The following is an 11,817-nucleotide window of genomic DNA, read 5'->3' as shown; positions in this document are numbered from 1 at the left end:
TTCAAGGAAGAAAGCTATACAAGTGGTTGCAGTGCCTTTGACTTAGAGCCGATAACTAAAAAGACATATGATAAATCTCGTAGAGTAGTAAGAGGACTATTTAAGTCAAGTTTTGGATTGGTAAATTCGGACGTGAATGGTAGTCTAAACATATTAAGAAAAGAAGAAAAATGTATTCCCAAGTTAGTTGAAACTATGAGGGATAAGGGCAAGTGTTCTCGCCCGTTAAGAATAAGGGTTGCCTGCTAAGGTCGAAAGTTAAATACCAAACTTCTTACAAAGAAGCCACCGTTGCTTGTCTCGGTGGTAAGTTCACAAAGAAGGGGCATACTGTCCTAGTTGAGAAAAGTGCAGGTATGGGCAGTGGATTTTCAGATGAAGAGTATAAATCCCAAGGAGCCAAAATAGTAGATACAGCAGAAGAAATATACAATAATGCAGAGATGATATATAAGGTAAAAGAGATATTACCACAAGAATATAAATATTTAAGAGAAGGACTGATAATATTTACTTACATACATTCAAATGCCCATAGAGAGCAGACCGATGTATTACTAGAGAGTAAATCAGTAGGTATAGCATATGAAGATGTCTATGATAAAGAGGGAGGATTTCCACTGCTGAAACCTATGAGTGAAATTGCAGGAAAAGGAGGATTTATAGCAGCCCTTCATTTCTGTCAGAGTATAAACAAAGGAAATGGATTGATGTTGTCTAGGGTTCATGGTGTAAAAACACCAGAGATTACAATAATAGGGGCAGGAAATGCAGGACTTGGAGCTGCAGAACTTGCAGTGGCCTTTGGGAATAAGGTTACTATTTTAGACTTAAATGTGGATAGCTTAGAACATGCAAAACATATATTGCCTCCAAATGTAGAGTTATTGTATTCTGATGAACAAAACTTGATGGAATGTCTCAAAAGAACAGATGTATTGATTAATTGTATATTATGGCCCAAATGGAGAACAGATCATCTAGTAACGAGGGAAATGTTGAAATTAATGAAACCCAAATCATTGATAGTAGATGTGTCCTGTGATGACAATGGGGCCATAGAGACATCAAGATCAACAAGCCACGATAATCCAGTATATGAAGAAGAAGGTATAACCCACTATGTAGTAGACAATATTCCAGCAGCATTCCCTAAGACATCAACCTATTCCTTGTGCAATATCACATTACCCTTTGCATTAGAGATAGCAGATAAAGGCGTAAAAAAAGCATTAATAGAAAACAAATACCTAAGAAGGGGACTAACCTCATGGTATGGAGAATTAACCCTAGAAGAAACAGGCAAAAAACAAACCCGACCATATACAACACCAGAAAAGGTTTTAGGAATTAATTAGTAGGTAAAAGCTAGTAGTTAGTAGTTGATGGTGGAAATCCTATAGATTTCATCATTGAACTACTAACTTTTTTATATCCTAAGAGCTAAGAACCAAGAACTAAGAACCAAGACAAATCCAATCGTAACAATTTTGTAACCACAAATTCCTTGTCCCGTAGTATATTTTAAGATAAAATATAGTTTGGACAACATAGAAAATTCCAATAATATATAATTTAATAAAAGCAATATATATGATAATATATAGTAAAACATATTATGAAAGTGAGGACTATAAATGGAGCAACAACAAATGAATTATCAGCCCGATTACGAAGAAATATCCCTTAGGGAAATAATAGAGGCATTATTGAATGGTTGGAAGATTATAGCCATAATAACAGCCATATGTGTAGCATTAGCTGGGGTGGTGAGTTTCTATATATTGGAGCCAACGTATGAAGCGAAGGCTACATTGATGGCATCCATGGCAACCGATAGATTGACTAATGCTCAAAATGATAGCGAAGATGTAGAGGGTATATTGGACTCTATATCCACATATCCAGTCATGACTATACAGACATATAAAGAACAGATAAAAAATGCCAAGATACTTCAAAAGACCATAGACCAATTGGGACTAGATAAAGAAGTATTTACCATAAGAAGTTTGAGAAATAGCATAGAACTAGAAAATATAAAGGATACAAATCTAATTGCAGTAAAGGTGACTAATAATAATCCTAAATTGGCAGCAGATATAGCTAATACAGTAGCAAAGAACTTTACAATATTCATATCAGATATGGCAAAGGATAAGGCATCTAAATCTTCCCGATTTATAGAGAACCAGTTGGAAGTAGAAAAACAAAAACTAGATGATGCACTATTGGAATTAAAACAGTTCCTAGCCCAACCTAGAGGAGTGGACGAGCTTGAAGCAGAAACTACGTCTAAGCTAGAGATGCTTACAAAATACAAGACACAGTTGGTAGAAAAGCAAATAGAGTTAAACAAGCAAAAATCTGCATTGGCAACGGCTACAGAGGAATTACAGGAGACACCAGAAAAATTGGTAACCAATAAGTCCTTGGCATCAGATCCATTACTTAGCCAATCGGCATCCCAAAGTGGATTAAAATTAGAAGAGACATCCAATATATTGATGGAAGAAGAGGAAATAAATCCATTATATCTTAAATTAAAAAATGATATAGCAGAGACTAAGGTTATCATATCAGGGTTGACCAATGAAATAAATAATATAAAAGATAGTATAAATAAGGCACAAAAAGAAATGGAGACATTACAGGTAGAATTAGCAGAAAAAACACATCAAGATAAATTGGTTCAAAGAAAGGTAAGTTTAGCCCAGGGCACATACGAGGCATTTCTAAATAAATATGAAGAAACTAGAATAGCAGAATCCTCAGAAATAGGAGAATCAAGCATACTAATAGTAGGAGGAGCCGTAGCACCACAATACCCAACAGGTCCCAAAAAAATGCTAAACCTAGCAATAGCAACAGTCCTAGGCCTAATGCTAGGAACCTTCATAGCCTTCTTCAAAGAATACTGGGAAAGAACAGGAGAGTCCGTAGCTGGTAGTAAGTAGTTCGTAGCTAGTAGTTAGTAGTAAGTAGCTGTTAGCTCTTAGTTCGTAGCTAGTAGTTAGTAGTTCGTAGCTAGTAGTTAGTAGTAAGTAGCTGTTAGCTCTTAGTTCGTAGCTAGTAGTTAGTAGTTCGTAGCATATAGTAGAAATCTTTTGGATTTCTACTATGGATTACGATTTAAAGCATAGGTTATAATGGGAAAGGTTGATTTTGTGAAAAATGGATTTGAAGATCTTAAAGTATGGCAAAAGGCCCATGAATTGACTTTAAAGATATATAAAATCACAAAAGTATTTCCAGAAGAAGAAAAATTTAGATTAACTAATCAGATATGTAGATCAGCAAGCTCTGTTCCTACTAATATTGTAGAAGGTAGAGGAAGATATCATAATAAAGAGTTCAAACATTTTTTATATATTGCTCGTGGATCATTAGAAGAAACAAAATATCATTTGATATTATCTAAAGACTTAAATTACATAAGTAAACAAAATTATGAAGAATTAATGGACTTATCTATAGAAATAGGCAAAATGTTAAGTGGATTAATAAAAAGTCTGTAGTAAAATAAGAAATCCTAAGGATTTCAACAATGGACTACGAACTACGGACTATCAACCAAGACCTAAGAACCAAGACCTAAGAGCTAAGACCTAAGAACCAAGAACCAAGAACTACGACGATTGGAGTGATAAACTAAATGCAAAGAAATGATTCATTACTCAAAAAAACAACATACATCATTTTACTAACAATCCTATCAATCGCCCCATTTTTTCGTGGACTTTTTTTTCAGGAGGAATTATTTCCTACTCATATAATATCCTTTGTATTGGCACTTATATGGGTGGGTTCACGATTTAATGATAGAGAATATAAACTTATCAAAACACCTACAGATATATTTGCAATAGGTGTTGTTGTGATTTATGCACTCTCTATACTTTATGGGGTAAATACAGGATTAGCCATAGAAGAGGCGCTAAAATACTTAAATTATTTCGTGATATTTATATTGGCTAGAGATTTGGCAGATACCGATAATAAACGAAAATGGCTTATAAATATCATATTATTAAGTGGCATAGGGGTATCCATAGTAGGCATAGGGGCAGCCATAGGTAGCATAAGCTATAATGGAGCCTATGTAGGGAACAGGATAAATTCTACATTTCAATACCCAAACACATTGGCATCATACTTAGCAGCACTATTTATATTGGCCATGGGATACCTATTGGCAGAAAAGGATAAGAGAATAAAGCCATTATACGCAATAGCAGCCAATATATATCTATTTACATTTATACTTACATACTCTAGAGGTATGTGGCTATTATTTCCCATAATAGTTGTACTATTTATAGCTATAGTACCCAATAACAGAAAACTGGAGACATTCATATATATGCTTATAAACACAGCATTGGCAGTACCATTATCCTTCATATTTGCTCAAAAATTAGAAGGTAGTGCATCTACCACATGGATGATATTTATAGCATCATTCATACTAGCAGGTATAATAACATATGGATTAGCACATATAGAAGATAAATTTAGAGACATATCCATAAAGAATATAATAACAGTATTAGTAGCTATATTAGTAGTATCTACTGGTATATTAGTATATGCCATAAAGGCAGTAGAACCACTGCATATGGCAAACAATACAGGAGAAGACAAATGGACATCGTTGTCTAGAAATATAGGAAAAGTAGAACAAAATCAAGAATATATCCTAAAAGTAAATTACAATGCAGATGCAGAAGAAGAGAAACCCTATGCAGGTAGAGTGAGGATATATAGCGTAGATGAACAAGGAGATATAGAAAGACTTCAATCTACAAATATAACAGAGTTTGACAATACAAATATAGATATACCCTTTGCAACCAATGATAGTACCGAAGGGGTGAGAGTATATTTTGATAACTACTATACAGGTACATCCATAACATATAATAGTGCCAATATATTTGACAAAGAAGATAAATTAATAGCAAATATACCACTTAGTTATAAATATATACCAGAAAGCATAGTATCTAGAATAGATAGCATAACTTTAAAAGAGAACAGTGCCCAAGGAAGGTTGGCATTCTATGATGATGCATTTAAGATAATAAAGGACAATTTCATATTTGGCACTGGTGGAGGAGGCTGGCATACACTGTATCAGATATATCAATCCTATGGATACTATACTAGCCAAGCCCATAACTATTATCTACAGATGTGGATAGAGGTGGGTATAATAGGACTAATCCTATTTGTAGCATTTATACTCACCATAGCATATTTTACATTGAAGAAATATAGAGATAATGATACAGATAGTGATAAAATAGTTCAAGGCAGTATATTGATAGCGATAGTATCTATACTAATCCATGCATTCATGGACTTTGACCTATCCCTATCTGCCCTTACATTTATATTATGGGCATTGATGGGAATATTGGCACAAAATAGTGTTCAGATTAACTTCAAAAGAACAAAGATACCTAGAGTATTCTTTGCAAAATTATTGGTATTAGGTATATTTGGAACCACATTATTTACAATAGGAAATAACTATGGAAACAAGGCAGTATTGGCCAGTGGACAAAACAATATAGATGCTGCCATAGCCAATTTTGAAAAGGCATCTAAATTCCATCCATTCAAACCAGAGTTCAAGATAGACTTGGCAAACCATTATATGGTCAAATACAAAAATGAAAAGGATAACCAATATTTAGATAAGTCAAAAGAAATGATGAAAAAAGGATTGGAATTAGGCAAATACAATCCCCAATACCATGCAATGGCAGCATCTTATAGTCTAGGTACAGGGGATATAGAAGAGGGGCTAAGACTAATAGATGAATCGATAAGACTACAACCTATGGAAATAAGGAATTATGTACAGAAATCTGATGCGTATTTGGCAGTATTTAATTACTATATAAATAAAGACGTAGAAAAGGCAAAAGAGATAATATCCAAGGCATATGAAGTAAAGGAACAGATAAACAAGGCAAATAAAACAGCTATGAGACCATTGGATTACAATGAGGATCTATTATACAAGATAGGATATATACAGTTTAATTATGAAAACTTAACAGATCAAGAATATAAACTACCAGAGGGATATAGTTTAGACTTTGCATATTACTTTGATATAGATATGAACGATGATGGTAGGATAGATATGTTAAGAAATTGGAGTCCTAAAGGTGGAAATGCACAGTATGAAGTAAAAGCTGGGTATATTAGAATAACAAATGATGGTGAAAAATATGGCAGAGTCTATCCTTATGGACTAAAATTAGAACCCAATACAGAGTATAAATTAATATTTAAGGCTAGAGGAAATACAAAGAAAAACACATTTAATTTCTATGTATACGACAACGAAGCAGAAAATAAAGCTCAAGCAGCACTAAAAAATATAGATTTAACAGATGAATGGCAACAGTACGAAGTAGATTTCCAAACAGACCCAGACATAACCCCAGGCACCCAATACCTAAGATTCCAGCACAATGGCGATGATGATGGATATATAGACTTAGAAGAGGTAGTTGTGTTTAGGAAGTAAATAAATGTCAGCGTGGCATATTGAAAAAAAGGGAGATTTTTTATATAATAATAGCCGTAATTACTGATATGCAAAGGGTGGGTTTAACATATGTGGGTTACTGAAAATTGTTGGCATGCCATATTTGTATTTACTGGTCAAGAAGAGAAAGTAAAAAAAGCTCTTGAAAACACCTTTGGAAATCAGATTAAGTGTATAGTTCCAAAAAGAGAGCTTAGAGAAAGAAAATCAGGAAAATGGCACAAAGTTAAGAGAAAGCTATTCCCTGGATATGTATTGATAAAAGGGGATATTGATGTAGAAAAATATTATAAAATAAAAGAGATTCCCATACTAACAAAACTTTTAAAAGATAGAGATGGACCATTAAGAATAGAAGAAAAAGAACTAAAAGTTTTGAATATCCTTATAACCAATGATGATGGAAATATAGGCATATCTAAATTATATAAAGAAAATGAAGAAGTTAGAGTTATTAATGGACCATTAGTTGGGCTAGAAGGTTATATACAAAGTATAGATGCTAGAAAAGGACGAGCTAAGGTTAAAATAGATTTTTTAGGTGATTCAAGAATTGTACAACTAGGAATTGATTTTGTAGACAAAATCTGATGTGTATATTGGGTGTTTCGGCCCCAATAAAAGCAGGAGAGGTCATAGCAAAAGCTTTGTAGCATGATGAAGGTTATGTGAATGGGCGAAGCTATACCTCAAGTGGTGAAGATGAGTTAAAATATGTAGCATATAGAGTTGTCAATAATTTAGTTTGTTATGCAAGATGTTGATTTGGTTCTTAGTTCATGTTAATTGCAAAGATGGTACGAGAGGATAAATAAAAGTGATAACAAATCATACAGATTGAAAGGAGTCTTTAAATGGATCGGTTGAAGGATATCAGATGGAAACAAAGGTTTATCAATTTTGAAAAATCTTATAAGCTATTGAATCAATATATTAACCAACCTATTGAAACAGAACTCGAGAGAGCAGGTATTATTCAGTTCTTTGAAATTTCTTTTGAACTTTCTTGGAAGTTGATGAAGGATTATCTTGAAGCTCAAGAGATTAGTGTGAAGAGTCCAAGAGAAACAATCAAACAGGCATATCAAATTGATTTAATTGACGATGGGCACATTTGGATTGACGCTCTTTCAGATAGAAACTTAACAGTTCATACCTATGATGAAGATATGGCGAAGAAAATGGTAAATGATATTATAAAAGTGTATTTTCCAGAGCTTAAAAAACTGTATGATAAGTTAGTTAAGGAGATATAGGAATGTATGGATTGCTTGATAGAGATTTAAAGTTTATTTTAGAAGCTATTGATAAGTATTCAGAGATTGAAGAAGTCGTTCTATTTGGTAGTAGAGCCATGGGAAATTATAAAAAAGGCTCTGATGTTGATCTAGCCATAGTAGGAGAAAATATAGATAGAAAGATACTAAGAAGAATAAGTGACGACTTAAATGAAGAATATCCATTGCCATATTTTTTTGATGTAGTAGTTTATAAAGATATTTCAAATGAAGAGTTAAAAAAACACATTGACAGTGTAGGGAAGTCGATTTATAAAAGAAATTGGTAGAAACGTTTAACCAATTTTTGTTAAAAATTTTCATGATATATGTCCGAATAGTGGTGCAATCACATATGAAGATGGGAAAGTAAAGTGTAGTGTGTATCGTGCATCGTGGTGGGAGTGAAGAAGAGGAAACAACTATTAGGAAATTCCAAATAGTTCAAACTGAATGTCCACGTCAGGTAAACAGAGAAGTTACCGCTGAAATTACTAAAGCACATGCAGAAAGTGAATTCGAGAAATATCGAATTGTTCAAGATCGATTATTGAAAAGTGATTTTGATAAGCTTGTGGAAATTACAGAAAAAGATTAATTCAATTGTCTAGGTGAAAACAATGGATAAAAAATCTGAAGGTTTTACTTTAGTAGAACTGGTTGTTGTGATTGCAATTATGGGAATTCTTGCTGTAGTAGCTATTCCTAGATTAGCGGGATTCAGAAACAAGGCTGAAGAAAGTGTATGTGCTGCTAATCGGAAAACTGTAGAAAGAATGTACTCTGCATATCTAATTGAGAATGATATGGATCATTCGGATAGTATCTTTAATCAATTTCTTATAGATAATTTTGATGAGATATGCCCGTCTGGTGGTGTTATTACCTATAAAGATGGGAAAGTCAAATGCAATGTCCATGTAGATGAAGAAGAGTCACCTGAAGAAGGTTCTCCTAAGGAGGAAGTTCCTTGGATTTGAGAACAATATGCTGTAAGGATGACTTTAAAAGAAAAAGTGCATATATTGCGGAGAATGAGTGTTCGAATACAATATACTGCATCTATTTACCTTTTAGCATAAGCATGTGCGACGTGAGTATGCTGAAAGGATAAATAGGCTGTAAGGCAGTAATATCAAGGGTTTTAGCATAACTGGGAAATGTACTAATATTACAGAAGCATTACACGTCTAGGCATCCAATCAAAGCACAGAATTATGCAAGATATAGTGCTGAATCAAGCACCACATACAATATATAGATTGAAAAAATCAGGTGTTCTACACACCACTAATATACATTTACATAGAGCAGGAGGAACTAACATGGTTTACTTAAAAATCAAGAGATTAATAGATATCATACTTTCTGGCATAGGACTTATCATATTATCTCCTGTTTTTTTATTACTCATTATAGCAATCAAGCTTGACTCCCCTGGACCTGTTCTCTTTAAACAGAAGAGAGTTGGGATCCATAAGAGTCATTTTCATATACTGAAGTTTAGAACAATGAGGATTGATACGCCGAAGGACATGCCAACACATTTGTTGGAGAATCCAGATCAGTGGATTACAAAGGTAGGAAAGTTTCTACGTAAGACTTCTCTAGACGAGTTGCCACAAATCATCAATATCTTTAAGGGTGAGATGAGCATTATCGGTCCTAGACCAGCTCTTTGGAATCAGTATGATTTGATTAAGGAAAGAGATAAGTACGGTGCAAATGACGTGCCTGTTGGGCTTACAGGGTGGGCGCAGATAAATGGTAGGGATGAACTTGAAATTGATGTGAAGGCTAGACTTGATGGAGAGTATGTAGAGAAAATTGGCCTTCTGATGGATGTCAGGTGCTTCTTTGGGACGATATTTAGTGTTCTTAGAAGTGATGGGGTTGTTGAAGGTGGGACTGGTACGAAAAAAGCTGATAAAGAGTCAGCGAAACATTAGGGGTGAGCAGATGTTATTAGTGACAGGGATTACAGGACATACAGGAAGATATTTCTTACAGGAACTTATTGACCATAAATATGAAGGACCAATCCGCTGCATCGTTAGGGAAACATCTGACACTTCAATGTTAGATAACAGCGGATTAAATATTGAGAAGGTTTATGGAGATCTCAATGATAAACAGTTCATAAGAAAAGTTATGAAGGGTGTGGATAATATCATGCACATCTATAACATACATCATTCTCCGATGATTGTAGAAGCAGCGATCGAGAACAATGTGAAGAGAGCAATCTTAGTACATACAACAGGAATATATTCTAATTTCAAATATGCTTCTCAAGGATATAAGAATGTGGAGAAGAAAGTCACAGAAATGACTGCAGATCCAAACTGTCCTACAAAAGTCACGATTCTTAGACCAACGATGATTTATGGCGATCTTTGTGACAGCAATATGAGTAAGTTCATTAAGATGATAGATAAATTTAGAGTCATGCCGGTTATTAACGGTGGGAGAAGTTTAATACAGCCAGTAAATGCAAGGGATTTAGGAAAGGCATTCTACACTGTGTTGACATCTCCTGAAAAGACAGCTGGAAAAGCATATGACTTATCAGGTGAAAAGCCTCTACAGATGATAGAAGTTTTTAAGATGATAAGCGATAACCTCAATAAGAAAACAACCTTTGTTAATGTTCCTTTAGGATTTGGAGTGTTTTTAGCAAGAGTAGCTAAGATTTTTTCTTTAGGAAAAGTTAATTATGTAGAGAAAGTTCAAAGAATGGCTGAGGACAGAAGTTATCCTCATGAAGAAGCAAAGAATGATTTTGATTATAAGCCGATGAGCTTTAAGAAAGGTATCCAGTTAGAGTCAGAACAGTATTTGGAGAAGAGTGGGAGAAAATGAAGAAAGTACTTATATTAGCAAATCATTTTATAACAATATACGCATTTAGGCGTGAACTTGTAAAAAGACTGTTAGAGTTGGGTTATCATGTTACCCTAGCGTTGCCTTATAGCAGTGAAGTTGATTATTTTTCTAATATGGGCTGTGAGATTATTGACACTCCTTTGGAGAGAAGAAAAACTAACCCATTAAATGATTTTAAACTGTTATTTCAATATTATAAAATTATAAAGGCAGTTAAGCCTGACGTTGTACTAACTTATACTATTAAACCAAATACGTATGGAGGGCTGGCAGCAAGGTTATCAAAAACAAAGGCTATTCATACTGTAACGGGGTTAGGTTCCGTCTATATCCAAGATATGTGGCAAAAAAGAATAGCTGTACGGTTGAACAAAATTGCTTTTAAGAATGCAAAGGTGGTTTTCTTTTTAAATAATGACAATAAGACATTCTATGAAGATATGAACATAATCAATTCAGAACAAAACACGAAAATCGTTCCAGGCTCTGGCGTAAATTTGGAAAAGTTCAAGTATCATCAACTTGATATCAAAGACAATATTACGTTTACTTTTGTTGGGCGAATTTTAAGAGATAAAGGAATCGAAGAATATTTGACTGCTGCAAAACAAATAAAGAATAAATATAAAAATGTAAAGTTTGAAGTCGTAGGATTTGTAGATGAAGAAAAGTATGTTGAGTTGTTAGAACAATATGAAAAGGACGACATAATTCATTATTTAGGAAAGAGAGATGATGTTCCAGAGATAATGTCAAACTCAACATGTATAGTACTGCCTTCATATGGTGAGGGAAGAGGTACTGTATTGCAAGAAGGTGCAGCTATTGGCAGGCCTCTTATTACTTGTAATACATACGGATGTAAAGAAAATGTTGAGGACGGTAAAAATGGATATTTGTGTAAGGTTGCAGATAGCATATCTTTAGAAAAGAGCCTTGATAAGTTTATTAATCTTTCTAATGAGGAAAAGTTGCGTATGGGTAAATACAGTAGAGAAAAAGCAGAAAATGAGTTCGATAGAAATATTGTCATAAATTCTTATATAAATGAAATCAATAATATTATAGAGATGAAGGAGTAATCAA

The 11,817-nt window shown here is 33.9% G+C and carries 12 protein-coding genes and 1 pseudogene; all 13 read left to right on the top strand.

The window, feature by feature from the left end:
- Nucleotides 1–249 (top strand): annotated as a pseudogene (locus Q326_RS18750) (RNA-guided endonuclease TnpB family protein); the annotation flags it as partial.
- Nucleotides 213–1,358: an alanine dehydrogenase gene (locus Q326_RS16730; RefSeq protein ID WP_084489538.1), complete on the top strand. Its 1,146-nt coding sequence runs from the start codon at nucleotides 213–215 to the stop codon at nucleotides 1,356–1,358. The pseudogene Q326_RS18750 and the gene Q326_RS16730, both read left to right, overlap by 37 nt.
- 294 nt (nucleotides 1,359–1,652) lie before the next feature.
- Entirely contained in the window at nucleotides 1,653–2,957 is a 1,305-nt protein-coding gene (locus Q326_RS0104905) for a GumC family protein (RefSeq protein WP_026894352.1), read from the top strand.
- A 210-nt stretch (nucleotides 2,958–3,167) separates the two neighbouring features.
- Nucleotides 3,168–3,518, top strand: a complete 351-nt coding sequence (locus tag Q326_RS0104900; protein WP_026894351.1) for a four helix bundle protein — start codon at nucleotides 3,168–3,170, stop codon at nucleotides 3,516–3,518.
- A 137-nt stretch (nucleotides 3,519–3,655) separates the two neighbouring features.
- A complete protein-coding gene (locus Q326_RS0104895) occupies nucleotides 3,656–6,547 on the top strand; it encodes an O-antigen ligase family protein (protein ID WP_084489536.1) in 2,892 nt (963 codons plus the stop codon).
- A gap of 90 nt (nucleotides 6,548–6,637) precedes the next feature.
- On the top strand, nucleotides 6,638–7,159 hold the full coding sequence (loaP, locus tag Q326_RS0104890) for an antiterminator LoaP (RefSeq protein ID WP_026894349.1): 522 nt from the start codon (nucleotides 6,638–6,640) through the stop codon (nucleotides 7,157–7,159).
- Between the two features lie 263 nt (nucleotides 7,160–7,422).
- On the top strand, nucleotides 7,423–7,824 hold the full coding sequence (locus tag Q326_RS0104885; RefSeq protein ID WP_026894348.1) for a nucleotidyltransferase substrate binding protein: 402 nt from the start codon (nucleotides 7,423–7,425) through the stop codon (nucleotides 7,822–7,824).
- A gap of 2 nt (nucleotides 7,825–7,826) precedes the next feature.
- Nucleotides 7,827–8,135 carry a nucleotidyltransferase domain-containing protein gene (locus tag Q326_RS0104880; RefSeq protein ID WP_026894347.1) on the top strand — a complete coding sequence of 103 codons (309 nt, stop codon included), beginning with the start codon at nucleotides 7,827–7,829 and terminating at the stop codon, nucleotides 8,133–8,135.
- Nucleotides 8,136–8,233: 98 nt separating this feature from the next.
- Nucleotides 8,234–8,443 carry a hypothetical protein gene (locus Q326_RS19180; RefSeq protein WP_250160308.1) on the top strand — a complete coding sequence of 70 codons (210 nt, stop codon included), beginning with the start codon at nucleotides 8,234–8,236 and terminating at the stop codon, nucleotides 8,441–8,443.
- Nucleotides 8,444–8,465: 22 nt separating this feature from the next.
- Nucleotides 8,466–8,825, top strand: a complete 360-nt coding sequence (locus Q326_RS19045) for a type II secretion system protein (RefSeq protein ID WP_051531158.1) — start codon at nucleotides 8,466–8,468, stop codon at nucleotides 8,823–8,825.
- 345 nt (nucleotides 8,826–9,170) lie between these two features.
- Nucleotides 9,171–9,794, top strand: a complete 624-nt coding sequence (locus tag Q326_RS0104865) for a sugar transferase (protein WP_026894346.1) — start codon at nucleotides 9,171–9,173, stop codon at nucleotides 9,792–9,794.
- Nucleotides 9,795–9,804: 10 nt separating this feature from the next.
- On the top strand, nucleotides 9,805–10,707 hold the full coding sequence (locus Q326_RS18165) for an SDR family oxidoreductase (RefSeq protein ID WP_084489535.1): 903 nt from the start codon (nucleotides 9,805–9,807) through the stop codon (nucleotides 10,705–10,707).
- Nucleotides 10,704–11,813: a glycosyltransferase family 4 protein gene (locus tag Q326_RS0104855; RefSeq protein WP_026894344.1), complete on the top strand. Its 1,110-nt coding sequence runs from the start codon at nucleotides 10,704–10,706 to the stop codon at nucleotides 11,811–11,813. Before Q326_RS18165 ends, Q326_RS0104855 begins: the two co-directional genes overlap by 4 nt.
- Nucleotides 11,814–11,817 lie beyond the last annotated feature (4 nt).

This window comes from Clostridiisalibacter paucivorans DSM 22131 (assembly GCF_000620125.1).
Taxonomy (GTDB): Bacteria; Bacillota; Clostridia; order Tissierellales; family Clostridiisalibacteraceae; genus Clostridiisalibacter; species Clostridiisalibacter paucivorans.
The sequence above is the reverse complement of the archived record's forward strand: the minus strand, read 5'-3'. Positions and strand labels throughout refer to the sequence as shown.